This is a genomic window from Streptomyces sp. NPDC017246 (assembly GCF_044331325.1).
Lineage (GTDB): Bacteria > Actinomycetota > Actinomycetes > Streptomycetales > Streptomycetaceae > Streptomyces.
On record NZ_JBIRMW010000015.1, the window covers coordinates 22,003 to 48,515 of the forward strand.

General features: G+C 72.8%; 17 protein-coding genes. 9 read left to right on the forward strand and 8 right to left on the reverse strand.

Going from position 1 to position 26,513, the window contains the following annotated elements:
• The first annotated feature begins 367 nt into the window (after positions 1–367).
• Positions 368–5,341 (forward strand): NAD-glutamate dehydrogenase, encoded by a 4,974-nt coding sequence (locus ACH4MY_RS29235; RefSeq protein WP_398006726.1) that lies wholly within the window; start codon positions 368–370, stop codon positions 5,339–5,341.
• A gap of 125 nt (positions 5,342–5,466) precedes the next feature.
• On the opposite strand, the gene ACH4MY_RS29240 is transcribed toward ACH4MY_RS29235, so the two are convergent.
• Genes ACH4MY_RS29240 through ACH4MY_RS29250 form a run of 3 tightly spaced genes read right to left on the reverse strand, consistent with a single transcriptional unit; the run spans position 5,467 to position 8,460 of the window.
• Positions 5,467–6,771 (reverse strand): glycosyltransferase 87 family protein, encoded by a 1,305-nt coding sequence (locus tag ACH4MY_RS29240; RefSeq protein ID WP_398006727.1) that lies wholly within the window; start codon positions 6,769–6,771, stop codon positions 5,467–5,469.
• 26 nt (positions 6,772–6,797) lie between these two features.
• Positions 6,798–7,613, reverse strand: coding sequence for an ABC transporter ATP-binding protein (locus ACH4MY_RS29245; RefSeq protein ID WP_398006728.1), 816 nt, complete (start codon positions 7,611–7,613; stop codon positions 6,798–6,800).
• Positions 7,600–8,460, reverse strand: coding sequence for an ABC transporter permease (locus tag ACH4MY_RS29250; protein ID WP_398006886.1), 861 nt, complete (start codon positions 8,458–8,460; stop codon positions 7,600–7,602). The genes ACH4MY_RS29245 and ACH4MY_RS29250 overlap by 14 nt, the downstream gene beginning before the upstream one ends.
• Positions 8,461–8,785: 325 nt before the next feature.
• Between ACH4MY_RS29250 and ACH4MY_RS29255 the strand changes: the two genes are divergently transcribed.
• Positions 8,786–9,385 carry a TetR/AcrR family transcriptional regulator gene (locus ACH4MY_RS29255; protein ID WP_398006729.1) on the forward strand — a complete coding sequence of 200 codons (600 nt, stop codon included), beginning with the start codon at positions 8,786–8,788 and terminating at the stop codon, positions 9,383–9,385.
• 45 nt (positions 9,386–9,430) lie between these two features.
• Here ACH4MY_RS29255 and ACH4MY_RS29260 read toward each other — a convergent pair whose 3' ends face one another.
• From ACH4MY_RS29260 to ACH4MY_RS29275, 4 genes are all read right to left on the reverse strand, one after another.
• Entirely contained in the window at positions 9,431–10,351 is a 921-nt protein-coding gene (locus ACH4MY_RS29260) for a carbohydrate ABC transporter permease (protein ID WP_398006730.1), read from the reverse strand.
• Positions 10,348–11,721 (reverse strand): carbohydrate ABC transporter permease, encoded by a 1,374-nt coding sequence (locus tag ACH4MY_RS29265; RefSeq protein WP_398006731.1) that lies wholly within the window; start codon positions 11,719–11,721, stop codon positions 10,348–10,350. Before ACH4MY_RS29265 ends, ACH4MY_RS29260 begins: the two co-directional genes overlap by 4 nt.
• Before the next feature lie 8 nt (positions 11,722–11,729).
• Positions 11,730–13,094: an ABC transporter substrate-binding protein gene (locus ACH4MY_RS29270; RefSeq protein ID WP_398006732.1), complete on the reverse strand. Its 1,365-nt coding sequence runs from the start codon at positions 13,092–13,094 to the stop codon at positions 11,730–11,732.
• Positions 13,095–13,217: 123 nt separating this feature from the next.
• On the reverse strand, positions 13,218–17,132 hold the full coding sequence (locus ACH4MY_RS29275; protein WP_398006733.1) for an FtsK/SpoIIIE domain-containing protein: 3,915 nt from the start codon (positions 17,130–17,132) through the stop codon (positions 13,218–13,220).
• 535 nt (positions 17,133–17,667) lie between these two features.
• Here ACH4MY_RS29275 and ACH4MY_RS29280 point away from each other — a divergent pair.
• The 4 genes from ACH4MY_RS29280 to ACH4MY_RS29295 all read left to right on the forward strand — a co-directional run bounded on the left by ACH4MY_RS29280 (position 17,668) and on the right by ACH4MY_RS29295 (position 23,067).
• Entirely contained in the window at positions 17,668–19,455 is a 1,788-nt protein-coding gene (locus tag ACH4MY_RS29280; RefSeq protein WP_398006734.1) for a serine/threonine-protein kinase, read from the forward strand.
• A gap of 108 nt (positions 19,456–19,563) precedes the next feature.
• On the forward strand, positions 19,564–20,802 hold the full coding sequence (locus ACH4MY_RS29285; protein WP_398006735.1) for a protein kinase: 1,239 nt from the start codon (positions 19,564–19,566) through the stop codon (positions 20,800–20,802).
• Between the two features lie 54 nt (positions 20,803–20,856).
• Positions 20,857–21,960, forward strand: a complete 1,104-nt coding sequence (gene prfB, locus ACH4MY_RS29290; protein ID WP_398006736.1) for a peptide chain release factor 2 — start codon at positions 20,857–20,859, stop codon at positions 21,958–21,960.
• Positions 21,961–22,350: 390 nt separating this feature from the next.
• Positions 22,351–23,067, forward strand: a complete 717-nt coding sequence (locus tag ACH4MY_RS29295; RefSeq protein WP_398006737.1) for an LPXTG cell wall anchor domain-containing protein — start codon at positions 22,351–22,353, stop codon at positions 23,065–23,067.
• Between the two features lie 117 nt (positions 23,068–23,184).
• On the opposite strand, the gene ACH4MY_RS29300 is transcribed toward ACH4MY_RS29295, so the two are convergent.
• On the reverse strand, positions 23,185–23,370 hold the full coding sequence (locus tag ACH4MY_RS29300) for a hypothetical protein (RefSeq protein ID WP_398006738.1): 186 nt from the start codon (positions 23,368–23,370) through the stop codon (positions 23,185–23,187).
• 235 nt (positions 23,371–23,605) lie between these two features.
• Between ACH4MY_RS29300 and ftsE the strand changes: the two genes are divergently transcribed.
• The 3 genes from ftsE to ACH4MY_RS29315 all read left to right on the forward strand — a co-directional run bounded on the left by ftsE (position 23,606) and on the right by ACH4MY_RS29315 (position 26,511).
• Positions 23,606–24,295: a cell division ATP-binding protein FtsE gene (gene ftsE / locus ACH4MY_RS29305; RefSeq protein ID WP_030692056.1), complete on the forward strand. Its 690-nt coding sequence runs from the start codon at positions 23,606–23,608 to the stop codon at positions 24,293–24,295.
• A gap of 23 nt (positions 24,296–24,318) precedes the next feature.
• Positions 24,319–25,236: a permease-like cell division protein FtsX gene (gene ftsX, locus ACH4MY_RS29310; protein WP_398006739.1), complete on the forward strand. Its 918-nt coding sequence runs from the start codon at positions 24,319–24,321 to the stop codon at positions 25,234–25,236.
• A 78-nt stretch (positions 25,237–25,314) separates the two neighbouring features.
• Positions 25,315–26,511: a S41 family peptidase gene (locus ACH4MY_RS29315; protein ID WP_398006740.1), complete on the forward strand. Its 1,197-nt coding sequence runs from the start codon at positions 25,315–25,317 to the stop codon at positions 26,509–26,511.
• Positions 26,512–26,513 lie beyond the last annotated feature (2 nt).

The window sequence follows — 26,513 nt, forward strand, 5'->3', positions numbered from 1 at the left end:
GCGGCGGGGCGCTTTGCCAAGAGGACATGTGTCGCTGTCCAGAACGTCAAACTTCCACCCCCTCTTTTGTACACATACGGACCATGACGGTTCGGGGGGCGAGGGCGATAGGCTTTTGCCGTGATCAGCGCGATACGCCGAGGGGGCAGTGAAGCCCCCGGCTGCCGCCCGGTCCGCGACAGCGGCCGGGCCGACAGCGCGTTCGCCGATCCTCTCCGTCCGGGCGCGCCGCGCTCTGTGGCCGAAACCGCCCCGGGCATCTCTCAAGCGGGCATAACGTCGTCTTCGACCGGAATCACCGCGTCGTGGCGTTGCGCCCTTTCTTCCACCGACGTCACGCAACGGCGCGCGACAGGAGTCAGAGGACATGCAGACCAAGCTGGACGAAGCCAAGGCCGAGCTGCTCGAAAGGGCCTCTCGGGTAGCTGAGCACAGCCCGGTCGGGGGGCGACTTCCGACGGGCCCGGAGGGTGCCGGGGAGCGCCCGGACCGGGACACCGTGCTCGAGTACCTCCAGCGCTACTACCTGCACACGGCACCGGAGGACCTCGGCGACCGGGACCCGGTCGACGTGTTCGGTGCCGCGCTCTCGCACTACCGCCTCGCGGAGAACCGACCGCAGGGCACCGCGAACGTGCGTGTCCACACTCCGACGGTCGAGGAGAACGGCTGGACAAGCAGCCACTCCGTCGTCGAGGTCGTCACCGACGACATGCCCTTCCTCGTCGACTCGGTCACCAACGAGCTCTCACGCCAGGGCCGCGGCATCCATGTCGTGATCCACCCGCAGGTCCTCGTCCGCCGTGATGTCACCGGCAGGCTCATCGAGGTCCTGTCGGCGCAGATCCAGGGCGAGCTGCCGCACGACGCGCTCACCGAGTCCTGGATCCACGTCGAGATCGACCGTGAGACCGACCGCGCCGACCTCAAGCAGATCACCGCCGATCTGCTGCGAGTCCTGTCCGACGTCCGCGAGACGGTCGAGGACTGGGACAAGATGCGCGACGCCGCTCTGCGGATCGCCGAGGGCCTTCCGGCCGAGCCCACCGCCTCCGACCTGCGTCCCACCGAGGTGGAGGAGGCCAGGGAGCTGCTGCGCTGGCTCGCCGACGATCACTTCACCTTCCTCGGCTACCGCGAGTATCAGCTGGTCAACGGGGACGCGCTGTCCGCCGTGCCCGGCACCGGCCTCGGCATCCTGCGCTCCGACCCGCAGCACACGGGCGACGACCAGGGCCACCACGCCCACCCCGTCTCGCCCTCCTTCAGCCGGCTGCCCGAGGACGTCCGCGCCAAGGCGCGCGAGCACAAGCTGCTGATCCTGACGAAGGCCAACAGCCGCTCGACCGTGCACCGCCCCTCGTACCTCGACTACGTCGGTGTGAAGAAGTTCGACGCCGACGGCAACGTCATCGGCGAGCGCCGCTTCCTCGGCCTGTTCTCCTCGGCCGCGTACACCGAGTCCGTCCGCCGGGTGCCGGTCGTCAAGCGCAAGGTCCAGGAGGTCCTGGCGGGCGCCGGCTTCTCGCCGAACAGCCACGACGGCCGCGACCTGCTCCAGATCCTGGAGACGTACCCGCGCGACGAGCTGTTCCAGACCCCGGCCGACCAGCTCCAGTCCATCGTCACCAGCGTCCTGTACCTCCAGGAGCGGCGCCGGCTGCGCCTGTACCTGCGCCAGGACGAGTACGGCCGCTACTACTCGGCCCTCGTCTACCTGCCGCGCGACCGCTACACGACCCGCGTCCGGCTGCGGCTCATCGACCTCCTGAAGGAGGAGCTCGACGGCATCAGCGTCGACTTCACCGCCTGGAACACCGAGTCGATCCTGTCCCGGCTGCACTTCGTCGTCCGCGTCCAGCCCGGCACCGAGCTGGCGAAGCTCACCGACGTCGATGTCGACCGCATCGAGGCCCGGCTCGTCGAGGCCGCCCGTTCCTGGTCCGACGGCTTCGGCGAGGCGCTGAACGCCGAGTGCGGCGAGGAGCGTGCCGCCGAGCTGCTGCGCCGCTACGGCAACGCCTTCCCCGAGGGCTACAAGGCCGACCACTCGCCGCGCGCGGCCGTCGCCGACCTGGTCCACCTGGAGGCCCTCACCCGGACCGGCGGCGGCAAGGACTTCTCGCTCTCGCTGTACGAGCCGGTCGTCGCGGGCCCCGGCGAGCGCCGCTTCAAGATCTACAAGACGGGTGATCCGATCTCCCTCTCCGCCGTGCTCCCGGTGCTGAACCGGCTCGGCGTCGAGGTGACCGACGAGCGCCCGTACGAGCTGCGCTGCGCCGACCGTACGCACGCGTGGGTCTACGACTTCGGCCTGCGGATGCCCATCGCGACCGCCAACGGCGGCGACTACCTCGGCGACGACGCCCGCGAGCGCTTCCAGGAGGCCTTCTCCGCCACCTGGACCGGCGAGGCCGAGAACGACAACTTCAACTCGCTCGTCCTCTCCGCCGGGCTCACCTGGCGCGAGGCGATGGTGCTGCGCGCCTACGCGAAGTACCTGCGCCAGGCCGGTGCGACGTTCAGCCAGGACTACATGGAGGACACCCTCCGCAACAACGTCCACACCACCCGGCTGCTCGTCAACCTCTTCGAGGCCCGGATGGCCCCGGAGCGCCAGCGCGCCGGCACCGAGCTGATCGACGCGCTCCTCGAAGAGCTGGACGCCGCCCTCGACCAGGTCGCGAGCCTGGACGAGGACCGGATCCTGCGGTCCTTCCTGACCGTCATCAAGGCCACGCTGCGGACCAACTTCTTCCAGCTGGCGACGGACGGGAAGCCGCACTCCTACGTGTCGATGAAGTTCGACCCGCAGGCCATCCCCGACCTTCCCGCGCCCCGCCCGGCCTTCGAGATCTGGGTGTACTCCCCGCGCGTCGAGGGCGTCCACCTGCGCTTCGGCAAGGTCGCCCGAGGCGGTCTGCGCTGGTCCGACCGCCGTGAGGACTTCCGTACGGAGATCCTCGGCCTGGTCAAGGCGCAGATGGTGAAGAACACCGTCATCGTGCCCGTCGGCGCCAAGGGCGGCTTCGTCGCCAAGCAGCTCCCGGACCCGTCCGTGGACCGTGACGCCTGGCTGGCCGAGGGCATCGCCTCGTACAAGACCTTCATCTCGGCGCTGCTCGACATCACCGACAACCTGGTCGCGGGCGAGGTCGTGCCGCCGCTCGACGTGGTCCGCCACGACGAGGACGACACCTACCTCGTGGTCGCCGCGGACAAGGGCACCGCGACCTTCTCCGACATCGCCAACGGGGTCGCCGAGTCGTACGGCTTCTGGCTGGGCGACGCCTTCGCCTCCGGCGGTTCCGCCGGCTACGACCACAAGGGCATGGGCATCACCGCCCGCGGCGCCTGGGAGTCCGTCAAGCGGCACTTCCGCGAGCTGGGCCACGACACCCAGACCGAGGACTTCACGGTCGTCGGCGTCGGCGACATGTCCGGCGACGTCTTCGGCAACGGCATGCTGCTCTCCGAGCACATCCGCCTGGTCGCGGCCTTCGACCACCGCCACATCTTCATCGACCCGAACCCGGACGCGGCCGTCTCGTACGCCGAGCGTCGCCGGCTGTTCGACCTGCCCCGCTCGTCCTGGGCCGACTACGACACGTCGCTGCTCTCCGCGGGCGGTGGCATCCACCCCCGTACCGCCAAGTCGATCCCGGTCAACGCCCAGGTCAGGGCCGCCCTCGGCATCGAGGACGGCATCGTCAAGATGACCCCGGCCGAGCTGATGAAGGCGGTGCTCCACGCGCCCGTCGATCTGCTGTGGAACGGCGGCATCGGCACGTACGTCAAGTCCTCGGCCGAGTCCAACGCCGACGTCGGCGACAAGGCCAACGACGCCATCCGCGTCGACGGCCAGGACGTCCGTGCCCAGGTCGTCGGCGAGGGCGGCAACCTCGGCGCGACCCAGCTGGGCCGCATCGAGTTCGCCAGGACCGGCGGCCCCGAGGGCCAGGGCGGCAAGGTCAACACCGACGCCATCGACAACAGCGCCGGCGTCGACACCTCCGACCACGAGGTCAACATCAAGATCCTGCTCAACGGGCTCGTCGCCGAGGGCGACATGACCGTCAAGCAGCGGAACAAGATCCTCGCGGAGATGACCGACGAGGTCGGGACGCTCGTCCTGCGCAACAACTACGCGCAGAACACGGCCCTCGCCAACGCCGTCGCCCAGTCGCCGTCCCTCCTCCACGCCCACCAGCGCTTCATGCGCCGCCTGGGCCGTGACGGGGCGCTCGACCGCTCCCTGGAGTTCCTGCCCAACGACCGGCAGATCCGCGAGCTGCTCAACAACGGCCGCGGCCTGAGCCAGCCGGAGCTCGCCGTCCTCCTCGCGTACACCAAGATCACGGTGGCCGACGAGCTCATCGGTACGGAGCTGCCGGACGACCCGTACCTGCGCGGGCTGCTCCACGCGTACTTCCCGACGCTGCTGCGCGAGAAGTTCACCGAGGCCGTCGACAACCACGCGCTGCGCCGCGAGATCATCACCACCGTCCTGGTCAACGACACCGTCAACGCCGGCGGCTCGACCTTCCTGCACCGCCTCCGCGAGGAGACCGGCGCGTCGATCGAGGAGATCGTCCGGGCGCAGACCGCGGCCCGGGTCGTCTTCCGTCTCGGTCAGGTCTGGGACGCCGTCGAGGCCCTCGACAACCAGGTGCCGGCCGACGTCCAGACCCGGATGCGGCTGCACTCCCGCCGACTGGTCGAGCGCGGCACGCGCTGGCTGCTCAACAACCGGCCGCAGCCGCTCCAGCTCACCGAGACCATCGAGTTCTTCGCCGAGCGCGTCGAGCAGGTCTGGGCGCAGCTGCCGAACCTGCTGCGCGGCTCGGACCTGGAGTGGTACCAGTCGATCGTCGAGGAGCTGACCGAGGTCGGTGTGCCCGAGGAGCTCGCGCTCCAGGTCGCCGGCTTCTCGTCCGCCTTCCCGATCCTCGACGTCGTCGCGATCGCGGACCGGACGGGCAAGGACCCGCTCGCCGTCGCCGAGGTCTACTTCGACCTGGCCGACCGGCTGCGGATCACCGACCTGATGGACCGGATCATCGAGCTGCCGCGCGACGACCGGTGGCAGTCGATGGCCCGCGCGTCGATCCGCGAGGACCTGTTCGCGGCGCACGCGGCGCTGACCGCGGACGTCCTGACGGTCGGGAACGGCTCGTCGAGCCCGGAGCAGCGGTTCAAGACCTGGGAGGAGAAGAACGCGGCGATCCTGGGCCGCGCGAAGTCGACCCTGGAGGAGATCCAGGGCTCGGACACCTTCGACCTGGCGAACCTGTCGGTGGCGATGCGGACCATGCGCACGCTGCTGCGCACGCACAGCTAGTCGTGCCGGAGCCGGCCGGTCTCGGTTGAGACGGCTGGTCACGCGTTGAGGAAGGGCCCCGCCGGACGACCGGCGGGGCCCTTCTCGTGTGCGGCTGAGGCTGTGCGGGCCGGGCCCGTGTGCGGCTAGGCCGATTCCTCGGGGGGACCCGTCACCGTCGACGTCCACAGGCGGCGGGCGGCGAGCAGGGTCGCCGCGAGCAGCAGACCGTTGCGGAGGACCATGACGGTCAGCCCCTGGGGGGTGCCGGCGATGACCTGGTCGTACAGGACGGGGTACGCGAGCGAGCTCAGCGCGGCCGCCGGGGCCAGCAGGAGCGCGACCGGGCGCATCACCGTGGTGCGGGAGGTCAGACAGACGGCGGCCAGGCCGAGCAGCCAGATCATGTACTGGGGGCTGATCACCCTGCTGGTGGTGGTGAACAGCAGGACCGCGGTGAGGGCCGCGTCGAGCGGGGTGGCGGCGGTCCAGCGGCGGGCCCGGACGCGCCACAGGAGCAGCCAGCCGAGGGCGACGACGGTGAGCAGCAGGGCGAGGTGGCCGAGGGTGGAGACGTACGGGCCGACGTACTCGAAGGCTCCGTAGCGGAAGTCGATCGTGCCCGGCCAGACGCCGGTGGCTTGGGCGAGCGCGAGGGCCGTGCCGCCCAGCGACTCGATCTGGATGCCGCGGCTGCCCTGCTGGCGCAGGAAGCCGAGGGACTCGGAGAAGAGGAGCGCGAGGGTGGCGAGGAGGGCGAGGGCGGTGACGGCCGCGGCGGTCCAGGCCTCGCGGCTGGTACGGCCCCGGGGGGTGCCGATCAGGGTGAGCAGCGGCCAGACCTTGACCATCGCGCCGAGGCCCGCGAGTGCCCCGCCGAGCCGGTGGGAGGCGGTCGGGCGGGCATTGAGGGCGAGGAGCGCGAGCACGGCGAGGGCCGTGGTCTGGACGTCGTACCGGGCGAGCGGCAGGTGCAGGAGCAGCGGCAGGCCGCAGACCCAGACCCAGGCGCCGTGGGTGAGGCGGGCGCTGTCGGCGCGGGCCAGGGCGCCGGCGACGACCGCGTCGGCGAGGAGGGTGAGGACGACGAACGCCTGGAAGTACGTCAGCCAGGGCAGGATGCCCGGCGACATGATCACGAGCCCGGCGCCGGGCGGGTACTGCCAGGTGACGTCGCCGGGCGGGAAGGTGCCCTGCGCGAACTGGGTGTACCAGTGCTGGTAGAGGTCCACCTCGCGGCCGACCCCGCCGATGCCGAGGCTGTCGCGGAGGAGCAGCAGGACCATGCCGACCCGGGTGAGGAGCCAGACGCCGGCGAGGGCGAGGTGGGGGCCGCGGCCGACGGTGACGAAGGTGGCGGAGGTGAAGGTGTCCGAGTCGAAGGGGGATCCGGTGAGGGAGGGGGGCTCGGTCCCGGTCCGGTGCGGCGACTGCGGGTGATCGTTCGTCATCCCTCCGTACTGTAGCCCGCAATGTGCTATTTGCCCGGTTTCTCGGGTCCCGGTCCGGTCCCTGTCGCGGTGAACTCCTCGTACGCCGCCACCACCTCCTTCGCCGGGCCGTCCATCCGCAGCGTGCCCGCCTCCAGCCACAGCGCGCGTTCGCAGGTCTCCGTGATGGTCGAGTTCGAGTGGCTGACCAGGAAGACCGTGCCCGCCTCCGCCCGCAGCTCGTCGATCCGCCGCTGACTGCGGCGGCGGAAGCGCGCGTCGCCGGTGGACAGGGCCTCGTCGATGAGCAGGACGTCGTGGCTCTTCGCGGCGGCGATGGAGAAGCGCAGCCGCGCTCCCATCCCGGAGGAGTACGTCCGCATCGGACGGGAGATCGCGTCGTCCTTCTCGTTGATGCCGGAGAAGTCCACGATCCCGTCGTACCGCTCCCGGACCTCCGCGCGGCTCATGCCCATGGCGAGGCCGCCCAGAATGACGTTCCGCTCGCCGGTGAGGTCGTTCATCAGGGCCGCGTTGACGCCGAGGAGCGAGGGCTGCCCCTGGGTGTAGACCTGGCCCCGTTCGACGGGCTGGAGGCCCGCGATGGCCTTCAGGAGCGTGGATTTCCCAGATCCGTTCGAACCGATCAGGCCAATCCCCTCGCCCCGGTGCGCGACGAAGCTGACCCCCTTCACGGCATGGACCCGGCGCGCGGCCGGCGCGGCCCCGCCGCGCCGAAGGATCCGGCTCAGCGCGGCGGTCGCGGCGCCCCGGCCGCCGGTGTGACCGCCGTGGACGGTGTAGGTGATGTGGACGCCGGCGGCCACGACGGTGGGGGTCTTCTCTTCCTCAGCCACGGCCATACGTCTCCTCCGCCTTCCAGAACCAGATGAAACCGCCCCCGAAGGCCAGCAGGGCCCAGCCGGCGGCGAGTGCCCAGACGTGCGGCGGCAGCTGGGCCGCGGTGTGGCTCTCGATCAGCGCGAAGCGCATGAGGTCGATGTAGACCGCCGCCGGGTTGCACTGGAGGGCCAGCACCACGCCCCCGGGGAAGCGTCCGCCGCTCGCCAGGTTCTGGATCGACCACATCGCGCCCGAGGCGTACATCCAGGTTCGGAGCACGAACGGCATCAGCTGCGAGATGTCCGGTGTCCGGGCCGCGAGCCGGGCCAGGACGAGGGCCACGCCCGTGTTGAACAGTGCCTGGCAGAGGAGGGCGGGGACGGCGAGCAGCCAGCTCCAGGTGGGGAACTCGCCGAAGCAGAACAGGATCACGGCGAGCGCGGCGAGCGAGAGGAGCAGTTGCTGGAGCTGCTGGAGCGCCAGCGAGATCGGCAGGCTCGCGCGCGGGAAGTGCAGGGCGCGGACCAGGCCCAGATTGCCGCTGATCGCCCGGGTGCCGGCCATGACCGTGTCGGAGGTGAACGTCCACACGAAGACACCGGTGATCAGGAAGGGCACGTAGTCGGGGACGCCCTGCTTGGCGTCCATGAGGACGCCGAAGATCGCGTAGTAGACGGCGGCGTTGAGCAGGGGGGTCATCACCTGCCAGACCTGGCCGAGCCGCGCCTGGCTGTACTGGGCGGTCAGGCGGGCGGTCGCGAAGGCGGCGATGAAGTCCCGGCGGGACCAGAGCTGCCGGGCGTAGGCGGGGAGCGAGGGGCGGGCGCCGCTGACGGTGAGGCCGTGGCGCAGGGCGAGGGCGCGCAGGTCCTTCTCGGGGGTGCGCGCTGAGGGTGCCCGCGGTGCGGGTGGGTGCTCGGCGGAGGCCTGTGGTGCGGCTGCCTGCGGTGCGGGGGCTTGCGGTGCGGCTACCTGCGGTGCGGGGGCCTGGGTTGCGGGTGTCCGCCGCGCGGGCGGGTCGACGGTCGTGGTCACGGGCGGGCGCTTTCGACGAGGGGATGTGCGGCGTACGTCGTCGGCGACGGAACGGGTCCGTATCGTCGCTACGGGGACAGTAGGGCGCTTCCACGTCGGAACGCAACCGTATCGTCGTTACGGATCCGAGGCATCGCCGTTGGTTAGGATGCCGTTCATGACCGAACCGACCCCCCGCCGCGCCCCCGCCGGAGCCGCCGTACTCCGCGAGGACGTGACCGAGGCCATCCGCGCCGCCGTCTTCGAGGAGCTCGCGGCCGTCGGCTTCGCCCGGATGTCCATCGAGGGCATCGCGCGCCGCGCCGGGGTCGGCAAGACCGCCGTCTACCGGCGCTGGAAGTCCAAGCTCGCCCTCGTCCTCGACCTCGTCGGCGCCTTCGCCGCACAGGGCCTGCCGGCGCCCGCCACCGGCTCCCTGTACGGGGACGTCCGCGCCCTCCTCGAAGTCGCCTCGCACGCCCTGCGCCACCCGGTCGCCTCGCAGGTCATCCCCGACCTGCTCGTCGAGGCCGCCCGGCACCCCGAGATCGCCGAGACCGTCAAGAGAGTGCTGCTCGACGGCCAGCAGGGCGTCATGACCCGGATCGTCCGCGAGGCCGTCGCACGCGGAGAACTCCCGGAGGGCGCCGACCCGGGCCGCGCCCTCGACCTGGTCGTCGGGCCGCTCTACTGGCGCCTCGTGGTCGTCCGCACCCCGCTGCCCCCGGGGTACGTGGACGACCTGGCGCGGTCCGCGGTGGCGGCGCTCAGGGCCTGAGCGCCGCGCGGGTGCCGCGGGGTACCGCCTCCGCGGGACGGGGTCCTACTTCACCGCGCCCGCCATCACCCCGGACGTGAACTGCCGCTGGAACGCGAAGAACACCACCAGCGGCACCACCATCGACACGAACGCCCCCGGTGCCAGTACGTCGACGTTGTTGCCGAACTGCCGTACCTGCTGCTGGAGCGCCACCGTGATCGGCGGCGACTGCGAGTCCGCGAAGATCAGCGCGATCAGCATGTCGTTCCAGACCCACAGGAACTGGAAGATCCCCAGCGAGGCGATCGCCGGACCGCCGAGGGGCAGCACCACCCGGGTGAAGAGCCGGATCTCGCCCGCCCCGTCGAGCCGCGCCGCCTCCAGGAGCTCGCGCGGGATCTCCGCGAAGAAGTTCCGCAGCAGGAAGATCGCGAACGGCAGCCCGAAGGCCGTGTGGAAGAGGACCACCCCGAGGGTCGTCTCGAAGAGCCCCACCGCCCCGAAGAGCTTCGACACCGGGACCAGGGCGACCTGCACGGGGACCACGAGCAGGGCCACCACGCCCAGGAACCACCAGTCCCTGCCCGGGAACTCCAGCCACGCGAACGCGTACCCGGCGAACGAGCCGATGACGAGGACGAGCAGCGTGGCCGGGACGGTGATCAGGACCGTGGAGAGCAGGGAGTCGGTGATCGTCTCGTTCGTGAGGAGACGGGTGTAGTTCTCGGTGGTCAGCCGGGCCGGGGCCGTGAACACCTGCCACCAGCCGCTCGCCGCGATGTCGGAGGGCGAGCGGAGCGAGGAGAGCAGCAGCCCCACCGTCGGCAGCAGCCAGAACAGACCCGCCAGGACGAGGAACACCCGGACCGCGCCCCCGGCGGCACGGGCGGTGGCCCGCGCCGCGAACGTCCTGCGGGAGGGGGAACCCGCGAGCGGCACGGCGGCGGCGGTACGCGCGCGGGTGCGGGTGGCGGAGGAACTCATCGGCGGGCCTCCCGGCGCAGGCGGCGGATGTTGAGGACCATCACCGGGACCACCAGGAGCAGCAGCAGGACGGCGATGGCCGAGCCGACCCCGAGATCGGCGTCCGTACCGAACGACGAGCGGTACAGCTGGAGCGCGAGCACGTTCGCGTCGTCCTGGGCGGAGCCCGGAGCGATGACGAAGACCAGGTCGAAGACCTTGAGCACATTGATCATCAGGGTGACGAGGACGACCGCGAGGACCGGCGCCAGGAGCGGCACCGTGATCCGGCGGAACACCTGCCACTCGTTCGCCCCGTCCACCCGCGCCGCTTCGAGCAGCTCACGCGGCACGGCGGCGAGCCCGGCGCCGATCAGCACCATCGCGAAGCCGGCCCACATCCACACGTACGCGCCGATCACGGCCGGGGTGACGAGCGTCGGGCCCAGCCACTCCACGCCGTTGTACTGCTCCCGGAAATTGCTCGCCGGCAGCCGGAGCACGGCTCCGTCCGCCCGGTCGGCGGGCAGCGTGAAGGTGCCGTCGGCGGCGGCCGTGGTCTCGGCGACCACCTTTCCGTCCCGGACGGCCTCGATCCGCAGCCCCGCGAGGCCCAGTTCGGCCGGGTCGACCGTGTTCGGCCGTCCGCCGCCGCCCCGGGTGAAGTCCAGCCAGGCCGTACCGGCGATCGTCCCCGCGGCGGGCGTCCCTTCCCGAGCCGGAGGGGCCGGGCGGGCCGGCCGTGCCTCCTTCGGCATCTGCCCCGGCGCCACCCCGATCAGCGGCAGCGGTACGGGCTCCCCGGCGCGGACCGGCTCCTTCGTGACGAACGCGCCGCCGCCGGCCGCCTTCAGCGGATGGACGGGCAGCGGCCGGGCCCGGGGGAACCCGGAGGACTCGGCGAAGGTGTCGTGGACCCCGACCCAGACGGCGTTGGCGACCCCGCGGTCCGGGTCCTGCTCGTAGACCAGCCGGAAGATGATCCCGGAGGCGAGCATCGAGATCGCCATCGGCATGAAGACGACCAGCTTGAACGCCGTACCCCAGCGGACGCGTTCGGTGAGCACGGCGAAGACCAGACCGAGGGCCGTCGCGACCGCCGGGGCGAGGACCAGCCAGATCACGTTGTTGCGGACGGCGGTGCGGAGCGACTCGTCCGTGACGAGGGCGAGGTAGTTGTCCAGGCCGACGAAGGAGGAGCCGGAGCGGTCGAAGAGCGAACGCTGGACGGAGTACCCGATCGGGTAGACGACGAGCGCGCCGAGCAGGAGCAGGGCGGGGAGCAGGAACCCCGCCGCCAACGTCCTGCTCCTGTGGCCGCTGCGGAGGGAGGGGGGCTTCCCGCCGTTGCCGTTGCTTGCGGTGGTGGGGATGCGGGCGGTCCGCGGCATCCGGGGCCTCAGCTCTTCGCCGCGGCCCGGTACGCCTTCTCCGCGTCCGCTTCGAGGCGCGCCTGTGTGCCCGCGATGTCCTTCGGGTTCTTCAGGAAGTCCTGGAGCGCCTTCCACTCGCCCTTGCCCGGCGTCCCGCCGAAGGACTGCGGCATCTGGTCCGACATGTCGAAGCGGAAGTCGTCACCGGCGCCGATGAGCGCCTTGGCGATCTCGCGCTGGACGTCGTTCGGGTACGCCGAGGGGGCCAGGTTCTTGTTGGGGGAGAGGAAACCGCCCTCGGCCGCCCAGATCTTCGCCGCGTCCGGGGAGGCCAGGAAGGCGAGCAGCGCCCGCGCCCCCTTGGTGTCCTTGAGGGCCACGGCCGCGTCGCCCGCCGTCACCACGGGCGCGGTGCCGGTGCCGACGGTGGGGAACGGGAAGACCTTGGCGTCCGTGCCGATCTTCGCCTCGGTCTGGGCGATGTTGACGGCCGCGAAGTCGCCCTCGAAGACCATCGCGCCCTTCGGCTGGTCGCCGCCCGTGAAGGTCTGGGTGACCGAGACCGGGTACTCCGTCTGCAGCGCGCCGCTCGCGCCGCCCGCGAGCAGCGCCGGCTTGCCGAACAGCTCGGCGAGCGTGGTCAGGGCCGCGGTGACCGACGGATCCGTCCACTTGATCGTGTGCTTCGCCAGCTGGTCGTACTTGGCCGGGCCCGCCTGGGAGAGATAGACGTTCTCGAACCAGTCGGTGAGGGTCCAGCCGTCCGCGCCGCCCACGGAGACCGGAGTGACGCCGGAGGCCGAGATCGTCTCGGCGGTGGTGAGGAATTCCTTCCAGGTCTTCGGCTCGGCGGCGCCCGCGTTCTCGAAGACGGCGGTGTTGTACCAGACCAGGGACTTGTTGGCGGCCTTGAAATAGACCCCGTACTGCGTCCCGTCGACCGCGCCGAGCTCCTGCCAGCCGCGCGAGTAGTGGGCGGCCAGCTGGGCCTCCGCCTCCGGGCCGACCGGCTTGAGCCACTTCTGGGCGGCGGCCTGCCGGATCGCGCCGACCTGCGGGAGCATCGCGACGTCGGGCGGCGAACCGCCCGCGATCTTCGTACCGAGGAAGTTCACGATCGGGTCCTGGGCGGGCACGAAGGTGACGGTCGCGCCGGTGCGCTTCTCGAACTCCTTCAGGACCTTGGTGAAGTTCTCCTGCTCGGGGCCCGTCCAGACGGCCGCGACCTCGATCTTCTCGCCCTTGAGGGGGAGGGCGCCGCCGCTGGGCCCGGATTCCCCCGGGTCCTTCTCGGCCCCGCCACCACCGCAGGCGGCGAGGGCGAGTGCGGTCAGTGCCGTGAACGCCGTGATGGTCACCGCGGCCCTGCGTGGCCGAAGAGTTGTACGCATCGCTGCCCCGTCTCTCCCGTGCGCTTCGCTGTCCCGTGCCGACAGGTCTACGCCGGGTGGCGGGGCCCCGCAATACCGCCTTCCGTGTCAAGCGGGCGATCGTGACGCCCTCGTGACGTCGCGTCAGCCGTGTGTCGCGGGGGTCAGCGGGGGCACGGGAGCCGCCTCGACCGAGCGGGCGGCCCGGTCGAGCGCACTCGCGAGGAGTGCCAGGTCCGTCGGTCCGTTGCCCAGCTCGCGGACCGGGCGGCGGGTGGGCGGATCGCCCATCCGCTCCCACTCCAGCGGCACGACGGTGGGGCGGAGCGTCGCCGTCCGGGGGATCCGGCCGGTGACACGGCCCGCCTGGAACGGGGTCACCCGGCCGTCCGGATGCCCGAGGCGTCCACGCCCCGCCGCCGGCACGTCCGGTCCCGCGGTCACCGGCGGCGCGTCGAGCACGATCCGCAGCCGGGCCCCGTGGGCCAGCTCCGTGTCGGCGGTCCGGTCCGGGCGCGCGGAGGTCGCGACGAGGTGCACCCCGAGCCGCTCGCCGTTCCGCGCGACGGCTTCGAGCGCGCGGACGACGGACCCGGCGGCAGGCCGCCCGGAGGCGCCGAGGGCGGGGGCGACGAGGGCGTCGAAGTCGTCGACGAGGACGACGAGCCGGGGGAGGTGGACGGCGCCGGCGGCCCGCGCGGGGGCGTGCTCACCGGTGGCGGGCCGGGGGATCCGGCCGCTCGCCTCGTCACCCGCGGGCCGGGAGACCCGGTCCCCGTCCCCGGAGCGGAGCACGCGCCCGCTGGGGCGGTCGGCGAGGTCGCCGTTCCCCGTGCGGAGGGTGCGGCTGCTCGGGCGGTCGTCCAGGGGGCCGCCGTCCCGGCGCGGCAGCCGCCCGCTGGGGGTGTCGGCCAGGAAGGCGTCGCCGCCGGGCCGCGTCCGGGCACTCGACCGCTCGTCGAGCGAGCCGTCGGCGGTGCGGGGGGCGCGTCCGCCGGGGTACCCGCCGAGGTCGTCCGTGCCGGTGCGGGGCGTGCGTCCGCTCGCGTACCCGGTCACGTCCTCCGCGCCGGTGCGCGCCGTCCGTCCGCTCGGCCGGTCCGTGACGAGGTCCTCGTCACCCGTGCGGAGCGTGCGGCTGCTGGGGCGCGCGCCGAGGTCCTCGGAGCCGGGGTACGCGACCCTGCCGCTCGCCCGGCTGTCGAGGTCGCCGGGGTAGGGGGTGCGTCCGCTCGCGCGGCTGTCGAGGTCGCCGGGGTAGGGGGTGCGTCCGCTCGCGCGGCTGTCGAGGTCGCCGGGGTAGGGGGTGCGTCCGCTCGCGCGGCTGTCGACGTCGCCGTACGTGATCCGGCCGCTGGGGCGGCCGCCGAGGTCGTCCGCTCCGGGGTACGGGCCACCCGTGCGGCCGCTCCTGGTGCTCGGGAGGGCGCCGATCGTGCCGTCGCCCGTGCGGAGCGTACGACCGCTCGCCCGGTCCGCGAGGTCGCCCGTGTCCTGGAGGCGGACGGTCGCGCGAGCGCCCTGGGGCACGGACTCCGCCGCGCTCGGAGAGCGCTGGCCGATCAGCCGGTCGGCGGCCGTGGGCGCCGCGCGCGTGCCCCGGCGGTCGGCGAAGTGGCCGTCGCCCAGGATCTCCGCACGGCGCTTCAGCTCCGCGCCGAGCGCCTGCGCGAACTCCCGCATCCGCACCGGGTCCGAGGCGACCAGGTGCTCGGTGACGTGCGGCAGCTCCGTACAGGCCGTGAGTCCCTCGCCGCGCTCGCCGCCCGCCCCGTCCACCAGGAGCAGGCCGAGCCGGTCGGGGCGGCCGCCGGCCGCGAGCGAGGCGGCGATCGAACGGAGCAGCTCCGTCCGCCCGCTCCCCGCGGGGCCCTCGATCAGCAGGTGCGGGCCCTCCTTGGTGAGGTCCACGGCCAGCGGCCCGCGCGGCCCCGCGCCCAGGACGGCCGTGCCGTCCCCGGCGGAGGCCCAGCGGGCCATCAGGGAGGCGGGGGTGGCACGGGCGAGCCCGAGCTCGTCCAGAAGACGTGCCGAGGGGGGCAGCGCGGCGGCCCGGGCGCCCGGCGCGGCCGCCGCGTCCGTACGCAGCGGGGCCAGCGCGCGGCCGAACCGCTCGGCCCAGGCGACCGAGACCGCGTCGACCACGCCGACGGTGCCGTGGCCCGCGACCCGCCCGCCGGAGGTCCGGAGCAGTCGCAGCGCCGTCGCCACGTCACCGCTGAGGAGCGCCGCGGCCCCGCACTCGCGGAAGGCGAGGGAGGCGGCGCAGGCCGTCTCGTAGGTGGCGGCCACCGGGGAGACCGGGGAGGCCGAGGGCGCCTCGGCGAGGCACAGGAGATGGATGCCGGCCGCCGCGCCGGCGCCGGCCAGCCGCGCCACCGTCTCGCGCAGTGCGGCCGAACCGGGGTCGCCGTCCACGACCACGACCGTCGTGGGCCCTTCGTGGCGGGCGGCGGCCTCGGCGACGGACGCGCGGTCGGCGCTGGGCCAGCCCGGTCCGAGCGGACCGTCGTCGAGCCGCCGGGTCAGCTCCGCCGTACGGGCCTGGGCCTGTTCGCGGTCGTACGCCAGGAGCAGCCGGCAGTCCTGGCCGTGGGCCGGGCGGACGTGCGGAAGCCAGCCGAGCCAGCCCCAGGCCCGGCGCCGCTCGTCGAGCGAGCGGTTCCGGTCGGCGCTGATGAGCACGATCTCCAGATCGGAGGGGGAGTGCAGGGCGGCGAGCTGGGCGACCACCGAGCGGGCGAGTCCGGCGAGCCGGTCGGCGGGGCCGGCGAGACCGAGGGACCCGGCCTCGCGCAGCGCCACGGTGACCGGTACGCCGGAGAGCTCGGCGCGGTCCGTCGTGCCGAGCCGGACCACGAGGGACTCGGGGTGGTGCCGGTCGCGCTCCCAGAGCCGGGGGCCGGGGCCGAGGGCGGTGAGCAGGACGGTGGCCGGGTCGGGCCAGGTGTCGGCCACCGGCGGGGGCGCCGGGGTGCCGCTCCGCACGCCGGCGCCGGGCCGGGTGCCGGCGTGGGTGTCCGGTGCGGTGCGGAGGTCGGAGACGCCGGCCGGGAGTTCCTCCCGGCCGCCGGTCAGCCGCCGGGCCCACGCGCCGAGTCCGCGCTTGCCGCCCGCGCGCGTGGAGCCGGTCGGCGTCGTGTCGCCCCGCGCCGGGCGGGTCCTGCCGTGGGCCTCTCCGCCCTCGGGTCCGCCGTCTCCGTCGTGGTGGTCGCCCGCGCGCGCGTGGCCGGGGGAGTCGGCGCCGTGGCGCCCGTCGTACGGGTCCTCGGCCGGGGTGCCGGACAGGATGCCGCGCGCCCCGCCGTGGGTGGTGTCGTCCGGCGGGCCCGCGGGAGCCGTACGGGGTACGCCGGCCGGTCCCGGCCGGTCGGTCCGCTCCGCCGAGTCCCGCCCGTCGCCCGCCGGGGCCACCCGCAGATGGCCCTCGCCGTCCGGGGCCGTCGCCCTCGTCTCCGTACCGCCGAGGTCGTCGCCCGGGCCGGTCAGGCGGAGGGCGGACTCGCCGAGGCGCAGCAGGGCGCCGGGGAGGAAGCGGACCGGGCGGTCGCCGACCGGTGCGCCGTCGAGCGTCGTGCCGTTGGTCGAGCCCCGGTCGGCGACGGTGACGCGGCCGTCCTCGCCGACGGTCACCGTGCAGTGGGCGCGGGAGACGTCCGGGTCGTCGAGCGGTACGTCGGCGTCGGCGGAACGGCCGATTCTGATCGGTCCGCCGTGCAGAAGATGAACCCCGCCGGCGTCCGGTCCCGCGACCACGTGCAGCCGGGCGGTGGCCGTCTCGTCGGCGCGCTCGTCGGGGCCGGGGACCTGGAGGGAGAGGACCGCTCCGTCGACCAGCGGGGGCTCGCCGAGCACACAGCGGCGGCCGTCGAGCCGCTCCGCGCCCGCGTAGAGCACGGTGGTGCCCGACGCGGAGGTGTCGGGGCCGGTGACGGCGGCGGCGAGATTCGAGGCCACGGCGGCGAGAGCCGTCCCGGCGGGGGCCGTGACGAGCACGTCGCACGCACGCCCGGCGCCGTGGCCGGCGTACGGCGCGAGGACGGTCAGCCGGATCTGCATCGCCGTCAGCGGTCCCTTCTGCGCGAGGTGCCCGGCAGGGGAACCGCCCTGTGACTCCCCCCACCCGGCACGGACGCTTCGCCCGGTACAGGTCGGCACGGCGCGGGGCTCCCGACCCCTGGATGCGACGTGCTGGAGGCATCCTCGCACCTGCCACCGACAACCCGCCCCCGGGTCGGCCGGAAGTGATCTTGAATGGTCGGCTGTGGACGCAAAAGTGCCTGGTTGAGCATGCCTTCGGAACATGCCCGGCAACCGTCACGCGCCCATGAGCGTCTTCTTCCGGACAGAAGCCGCGTCCGGCGCCGGACGCCCCCGGCCCGTGGCGGACCCCGGCCCGCCCCGAGCAGGAGGGCCGCCGGGACCCCACCGGCCCCGGCCGCCGACACCGGAATCGGCCTGTGGAGGACCAACCGGTACCCCGTTCGGCGGCACTAAAGTGGGTCGGACACCCGGACGGGTCACAACAGAGGACAGGGACCCCGGGAACAGCACCGGATCACCCCAGGACCACGATCAGCAGGGAGCGCGTGACGTGCGGCCTATCGGCAGCAAGTACCTGCTCGAGGAGCCGCTCGGCCGCGGCGCCACGGGCACCGTCTGGCGAGCCCGCCAGCGGGAGACGGCGGGCGCCGAGGCGGCCGTCGCCGGCCAGCCCGGCGAGACCGTCGCGATCAAGGTCCTCAAGGAGGAGCTGGCCAACGACGCGGACATCGTGATGCGCTTCCTGCGCGAGCGGTCCGTGCTGCTCCGGCTCACCCACCCGAACATCGTGCGCACCCGCGACCTGGTGGTCGAGGGTGATGTCCTCGCGCTCGTCATGGACCTCGTCGAGGGCCCCGACCTGCACCGGTACATCCGGGAGAGCGGCCCGCTCACCCCGGTCGCCGCGGCCCTCCTGACCGCCCAGATCGCCGACGCGCTCGCCGCGAGCCACGCGGACGGCGTCGTCCACCGCGACCTGAAGCCGGCCAACGTGCTGCTCGCCGAGCAGGGCGGCCAGATGCACCCGATGCTCACCGACTTCGGCATCGCGCGCCTCGCGGACTCCCCGGGCCTGACCCGCACCCACGAGTTCGTGGGCACGCCCGCGTACGTGGCGCCGGAGTCCGCCGAGGGACGCCCGCAGACCTCCGCCGTCGACATCTACGGCGCGGGCATCCTGCTCTACGAGCTGGTCACCGGCCGGCCCCCGTTCTCCGGCGGCACCGCCCTCGAGGTCCTCCACCGGCACCTCAGCGAGGAGCCGCGCCGTCCGTCGACCGTGCCCGGACCGCTGTGGACGGTGATAGAGCGCTGCCTCAGCAAGGACCCGGACCGGCGGCCGAGCGCGGTGAACCTCGCGCGCGGTCTCCGCGCGGTCGCCGCCGGAATCGGTGTGCACGCCACGCCCGCCCAGATCGAGGCGGCGGACGGCGTCGGGGCGCTCCTCGCCCCGGACCCGGCGCCCGCGCCCGTCCCGGAGACCCCGGGGGCCGCGGACCCCACCCAGGTGCTGCCCAGCGGTGCCGGGACGCCCCCGCGGTACGACCCCGCCGGAGCGACCAGCGTCATGCCGACCGGCGGCCCGGGCGCCGCCGATCCGACGGCCGTCATGCCCCCCGTACCGCCGCAGCCGCCGCAGCCCGGTCAGGGTGCGCAGTCCGAGGAGCCGCACCCCTGGCAGAGCCAGCTGCGCGCCGCCCGCGACCGCAACGAGCAGACGCAGGTGCAGTACCTGGACCCGAACCAGGACCCGCTGCGCCGCCGCCCGCAGCGGCAGCAGCCGCCGCAGCAGGACGCCCGGCCCGGCCAGTACGGTCAGCAGCAGGGCGGTCAGCCCGGCCAGTACGGCCAGCAGCAGGGCGGTCAGCCCGGCCAGTACGGGCAGCAGTCGCCGCAGCAGTACCAGCAGCAGCAGCGCCCTGCCGCGCAGCGGCCGCCCCAGCCGTACCCGCCGCAGCACCAGCAGCAGCACCAGCCGCAGCAGTACGCGCCGCCGCCCGCCCCGCAGCAGTACGCGCCGCCCCAGCAGCAGTACACCCCGCCGCAGCCGCCGCCCCAGGCCCCGGCACCGCGCGAGCCGCGTCCGCCGCGTCAGCGCGGTGCCAACCCGGTACGGATCCCCGGTCTCGGCTGCCTCAAGGGCTGTCTGGTCATGGTCGTGCTGTTCGTGGTCGCGGGCTGGCTGGTCTGGGAGCTGACCCCGCTCCAGGACTGGATCGCCGAGGGCAAGAGCTACTGGCAGGCCATCGGCGACGGCATCTCGTCGGTGACCGACTGGATCTCCTCGATCGGCGAGAGCACCGGCTCCGGGGGTACTACCGGCGGTACGGGGCAGTAATACTGCCGATTTATCGACTTCCGAGGGGTGATTTCCCCTCGGAAGTGACGACCGGCGGCCGTGGACGCGTAACTTTGCACGCGAACCGCAGCCGCTGAGGGAGCAGTCTTGGCACGGAACATCGGCAGCCGCTACACCACCCACCAGATCCTCGGGCGGGGCAGTGCCGGAACGGTGTGGCTCGGCGAGGGGCCCGAGGGTCCCGTCGCCGTCAAACTGCTGCGCGAGGACCTGGCCTCCGACCAGGAGCTCGTCGGCCGCTTCGTCCAGGAGCGGACCGCCCTGCTCGGCCTCGACCACCCCCGGGTGGTCAAGGTCCGCGACCTCGTCGTCGACGGCAACGACCTGGCCCTCGTCATGGACCTCGTCCGCGGCACCGACCTGCGCACCCGCCTCGACCGGGAACGACGCCTCGCCCCCGAGGCGGCCGTCGCGATCATCGCCGACGTCGCCGACGCCCTCGCCGCCGCACACGCGGCCGGGGTGGTCCACCGGGACGTCAAGCCCGAGAACATCCTGCTCGACATGGAGGGACCGCTCGGGCCCGGCGGCGCCCACCCGGCCCTCCTCACCGACTTCGGCGTCGCCAAGCTGATCGACACACCGGGCCGTACCAAGGCCACCCGGATCATCGGCACCCCCGACTACCTCGCCCCCGAGATCGTCGAGGGCCTCCCGCCGCGCGCCGCCGTCGACATCTACGCCCTCGCGACCGTCCTGTACGAGCTGCTCGCGGGCTTCACCCCCTTCGGCGGCGGCCACCCCGGCGCCGTCCTGCGCCGCCATGTCACCGAGACCGTCGTCCCGCTTCCCGGCATCCCCGAGGAGCTGTGGCAGCTGATCGTGCAGTGCCTGGCGAAGGCCCCGGCCTCCCGGCTGCGCGCCTCCGAGCTCGCCGCCCGCCTCAAGGACGTCCTGCCGCTGCTCAAGGGCATCCCGCCGCTCGACGTGGACGAGCCGGACGCGGAGCCGGCCCCGGAGCCGTACGAGGAGGACACGTACGCGACCGGTACGGGCGCGGGTGAGCCCGGCCCGCGCCGGGCCGCCGTCCCGCTCGTCCCCGGCGCCTCGGCCGACTCCAACCGCGACACCCACACCTCCATGCGGGTCCCGGCGCCCGACGAGCTCGCCGGCGGCCCCCTGGGCACCGCCCGCGCCCCGCGCCCCGCGGGTGCCCGCAGACCCGGCTCGGCCCGCCACAAGGCCGAGACGGTCCGCAAGCGCCGGATCACCCTCACCGTCGCGGCGGTCGTCGTCGCGGGGGCGCTCGGCGCCGGCGGCTACCTCGCGTCCTCCGGGGACACGGACACCCCGCCGCAGGACTCCAAGCAGTCCACGCAGCCGTAGGGACCCCGACGGCCAAAGGTTCGGCTCCTTGCCCGGAGCCGTTACGCTGGACGCGTGGCAGTCGTCGATGTATCCGAAGAGCTGAAGTCCCTCTCCTCGACCATGGGGTCGATCGAGGCCGTCCTGGACCTCGAGAAGCTGAGGGCCGACATCGCCGTGCTCGAAGAGCAGGCCGCGGCCCCGTCCCTGTGGGACGACCCGGAGGCGGCGCAGAAGATCACGAGCAAGCTTTCGCACCTCCAGGCCGAGGTCCGCAAGGCCGAGACCCTGCGCGGGCGGATCGACGACCTCGCGGTGCTCTTCGAGCTCGCCGAGGAGATGGACGACCCGGACACCCTCGCCGAGGCCGAGACGGAGCTCACCTCCGTCCGCAAGGCCCTCGACGAGATGGAGGTCCGTACCCTCCTCTCCGGCGAGTACGACGAGCGCGAGGCCCTGGTCAACATCCGCGCCGAGGCCGGTGGCGTCGACGCCTCCGACTTCGCCGAGCGGCTCCAGCGCATGTACCTGCGCTGGGCGGAGCGCCACGGCTACCCGACCGAGATCTACGAGACCTCGTACGCGGAAGAGGCCGGCATCAAGTCGACCACCTTCGTGGTGAAGGCGCCGTACGCCTACGGCACGCTCTCCGTCGAGCAGGGCACCCACCGGCTGGTCCGCATCTCGCCCTTCGACAACCAGGGCCGCCGTCAGACCTCCTTCGCCGGTGTCGAGATCCTGCCGGTCGTCGAGTCCTCCGACCACGTCGAGATCGACGAGTCCGAGCTGCGCATCGACGTCTACCGTGCCTCGGGCCCGGGCGGCCAGGGCGTCAACACGACCGACTCGGCCGTGCGCATCACGCACCTCCCGACCGGCATCGTCGTCTCCTGCCAGAACGAGCGCTCGCAGATCCAGAACAAGGCGAGCGCCATGAACGTCCTCCAGGCGAAGCTGCTGGAGCGTCAGCGCCAGGAGGAGCGGGCCAGGATGGACGCCCTGAAGGACAGCGGCAGCTCCTGGGGCAACCAGATGCGCTCGTACGTCCTGCACCCGTACCAGATGGTCAAGGACCTCCGTACGGAGTTCGAGGTCGGCAACCCGCAGTCCGTCCTGGACGGCGAGATCGACGGCTTCCTCGAGGCGGGCATCCGCTGGCGCAAGCAGCAGGAGAAGTAGCCCCACGGCAGCATGTGTTCGGGCCCCGCACCCTTCGGTGCGGGGCCCGTCGCCGTTCTCTCCCGTCGCGTCCGCCCGGTCGGCGGATTCGCTGACGCAAGCGGAAACAGCGTGGCTGGGACGCTTTGTCGACAAGGGAACTGGCGCTGCGGGGCCCGGAGTTCCGGGTTTACGTCACAGTTGCATCGTTGTATGTGGGACAGCTCGTGATCTTTCGGGCATCGCACGCGCAACGACCTTGACGCTTCATCGGAAAATCGGAAGGGTGGCCCACTGGCATGCGCATTTCTGGGGCGCGTGCGACGGGGGCCGGCCCAGTAGTGAGCCGCTCCTGTCGCGGCCCCCGAGCGCTGCCCCATGACGAGATGAGCTACTGGGGGTAGCAGCCAGATGACCAAGCAGATGCGAGTCCGTATCGCGCGCATCGCCGCCGGTGCGGTGATCGCCGCCGGCGCGTCGCTCACCGCGGCGGGTGCGGCGCAGGCCGTGGGCGCCTTCAGCGACGGCCCGACCCCGACGCCTACGTGCATCCCCGGGGATGTCGGTTGTGAGGAGACCACCGCGCCTCCGACCACCACGCCTCCCACGACGGAGCCGCCCACCACCGCGCCTCCGACCACGGAGCCGCCCACCACCGCGCCTCCGACCACGGAGCCGCCCACCACCGCGCCTCCCACGACGGAGCCGCCCACCACCGCGCCTCCGACCACGGAGCCGCCCACCAACCCGCCCACCACCGACCCGGGTACCACGGAGCCGCCGGTCACCACGCCGCCGACCACCGCCCCGGAGCCGGGTGACACGGACGCCCCCGGCGGCACCGACTCGCCGGTCACGCCCGGCGACGACGACAACGGGTCGAGCGACCCCGGCACCTGCACCGTCGACCTCGACGGCGCCGAGTGCGTCGACACCGGCAACAGCAACACCGACACCAACAACGCCGGCTCGCAGCCCGTGCAGCAGGGTCAGGCGAAGGAGGAGCTCGCCGAGACCGGTGCGGCCGAGACCTCGTTCCTGATCATCGGTGCCGCGACGATGATCGCCGGTGGCATCGGCTTCCGTATGCTGCCGCGTCTCGTCGCCGGTGGCCGTACCGCCGTCTGATCGATCCGTTCGGTCCGCGCTCCCGTCCGCGGGGCGCACCACGCATGACGAAGGGCCGGGGAGTCTCTCCCCGGCCCTTCGTCATGCTTCCGGCTTGTGTGGCGTCGCGCGGCCCGGCTAGAGCGTACGGACCGCCGCGAGCAGGGCGATCGCGGCCAGCAGGGCGATCGCCAGGGTCAACAGCATCGCGGGCGAGAGACCCCCCTGAGGGGTCAGTCGCTCCCGGTTGGCGCGGCAGACGGGGCAGCGGCCCTCGGCGACCGGGGCCGCGCAGTTGGCGCACACCAGTCGGTCGTAGGTCATGCGCTCTCCTCCTCCCGCACTGGGTTTCACACCAGGACAACGTCCGACGGTGTCCGGACGTTCCCCCTACCACTGTGCCAGCTCGGCGGCGTTTCGGCGCGCCCCGCCGGATTGCCCCTGTTCCGTCCCGAGGGGCGAAAAGGATAAACGGCGCAAGCCAGGACCGCGACTGCGCGGGCCTTCCCCGTTCGCGTAAGGTCACGCACACCTACTCCCGGCCGACCGTGGTGCATCCGTGATCCGATTCGACAACGTCTCCAAGTCCTATCCGAAGCAGAGCCGCCCCGCGCTCCGGGATGTCTCCCTGGAGATCGAGAAGGGGGAGTTCGTCTTCCTCGTCGGTTCCTCCGGCTCCGGAAAGTCGACTTTCCTGCGACTGCTCCTGCGTGAGGAGCGCGCCAGCCAGGGTCAGGTGCACGTCCTCGGGAAGGACCTCGCCCGGCTCTCCAACTGGAAGGTGCCGCAGATGCGGCGCCAGCTCGGCACCGTCTTCCAGGACTTCCGCCTGCTGCCCAACAAGACCGTCGCCGAGAACGTGGCCTTCGCCCAGGAGGTCATCGGCAAGCCGCGCGGCGAGATCCGCAAGGCCGTGCCGCAGGTTCTCGACCTCGTCGGGCTCGGCGGCAAGGAGGACCGGATGCCGGGCGAGCTCTCCGGTGGTGAGCAGCAGCGCGTCGCCATCGCCCGGGCCTTCGTCAACCGCCCGATGCTGCTGATCGCCGACGAGCCCACCGGCAACCTCGACCCGCAGACCTCGGTCGGCATCATGAAGCTGCTCGACCGCATCAACAGGACAGGGACCACCGTCGTCATGGCGACCCACGACCAGAACATCGTCGACCAGATGCGCAAGCGCGTCATCGAGCTGGAGAAGGGCCGTCTCGTCCGCGACCAGGCCCGCGGCGTCTACGGTTACCAGCACTGAGCAGCTAGGGGACAGAACACACCATGCGCGCTCAGTTCGTGCTCTCCGAGATCGGCGTCGGTCTCCGGCGCAATCTCACGATGACCTTCGCCGTCATCGTCTCCGTGGCCCTCTCGCTCGCCCTCTTCGGCGGCGCGCTGCTCATGCGCGAGCAGGTCAGCACGATGAAGGACTACTGGTACGACAAGGTCAACGTCTCGATCTTCCTCTGCAACAAGGCCGACGCGGCCACGGCGGCCAAGTGCGCCAAGGGCGCCGTCACCGGGCAGCAGAAGGAGCAGATCGAGGCCGACCTCAAGAAGATGGACATCGTCGAGACCGTCCAGCACGAGTCGGCCGACCAGGCGTTCAAGCACTACAAGGAGCAGTACGGCGACACCGCCATCGCCTCCGTGGTGACGCCCGACCAGATGCAGGAGTCGTTCCGGGTCAAGCTCAAGGACCCGGAGAAGTACAAGGTGGTGGCCACGGCCTTCGCCGGCCGCGACGGGGTCGAGTCGGTCCAGGACCAGCGGAACATCCTGCAGAACCTCTTCGACCTGATGAACGGCATGAACATCGCCGCCCTCGGCGTCATGGGGCTGATGCTGGTCATCGCGCTGATGCTGATCGTCAACACCGTCCGGGTCTCGGCCTTCAGCCGGCGCCGTGAGACCGGCATCATGCGGCTCGTCGGCGCGTCCAGCTTCTACATCCAGATGCCGTTCATCATGGAGGCCGCCTTCGCCGGGCTCCTGGGCGGCGGAGTCGCCTGTGTGCTGCTCCTCGTCGGCAGGTACTTCCTGATCGACCACGGCATCGCGCTCGCGGAGAAGATGCAGCTCGTCAACTTCATCGGCTGGGACGCCGTCCTCGCCAAGCTGCCGCTCGTGATCGCCATCGGGCTGCTGATGCCCGCCGTGGCCGCCTTCATCGCGCTGCGCAAGTACCTGAAGGTGTGACAAGAAGCTTCTGACGGCGGATGGCGTCGTACGGGCAAAGCCCGTGCGGCGCCATCGCCTTGTCCTAGAGTGGGCGCCATGCCGGCCGGCACCGACCACTTCTGTATCCGGCCCCGCGGAGTGCTCCGTGGGGCCGTTCTGACGTTGGTCTTCACCGGAGTCCTCGCCACCGCCGCGGCCACCGGCTCCCTGCCCCGGCAGGATTCCGCCGACGGCCCCGCGGGGGCGTCCGCGCGCGCGGGGCAGCGGCCCCCCGGCGGTGCGGGCCGCGACACCGTCGACAGCGCCGCGCTGAGCCGGGCCGCCGCCGCCGCCATGGCCGACGGGAAGTCGGGCAAGAAGGCCGCGGAGGAGTTCGTCAGCCGCAGCGGGGACCGCTGGGGCGCGGTGTACGACAAGAGGGAGTACGCCGAGTTCGAGCAGTCCCTCGACGGCGCCTACACCGGTGTGGGGCTCTCCGCCGGACGGGCCGCCGAGGGCCGCGTCCGGGTGACCCGGGTACAGGCCGGCGGCCCCGCGCAGAAGGCCGGGATCCGGTCGGGCGACCGGCTCGTCTCCGTCGACGGACGCCCGGTCGACGGGCTCTCGGTCTCCGAGGTCGTCGCCCTCCTGCGCGGCGACGGCGTCCCCGGCACCACCGTCGCCCTCCGGATCGAGCGCGGCCGCGCCGCCTGGACGCAGACCCTGCGGCGGGCCCGGCTCGCCACGGACCCCGTCACCGTCCGCCGCCTCGACGACGGGACCCTGCTGATCCGGGTCGCCGCCTTCACCAAGGGCGCGGGCACCCGCGTACGGGACGCGGTACGGGACGCCCCGGCGGGCGCCGGCGTCCTCCTGGACCTGCGGGGCAACGCGGGCGGCCTGGTCGCGGAGGCCGCCGTGGCCGCCTCCGCCTTCCTGGACGGCGGCCTGGTCGCCACGTACGACGTGGAGGGCCGGCAGCGGGCCGTGTACGCCGAGGGCGGGGGCGACACCGTCCGGCCCCTGGTGGCGCTGATCGACGGCGGCACGATGAGCGCGGCCGAGCTGCTCACCGGCGCCCTCCAGGACCGGGGCCGGGCGGTCACGGTCGGTTCGCGCACCTTCGGCAAGGGCTCGGTGCAGATGCCGAGCGCCCTGCCGGACGGCTCCGTCGCCGAGCTGACCGTCGGCCACTACCGCACACCGGCCGGGCACGCCGTGGACGGACGCGGCATCACGCCGGACCTGGCGGCCGGGGAACGGGCCGAGGAACGGGCGAAGACAGTATTGAGTGGCCTCGGAGGGGGCTCGTAGTG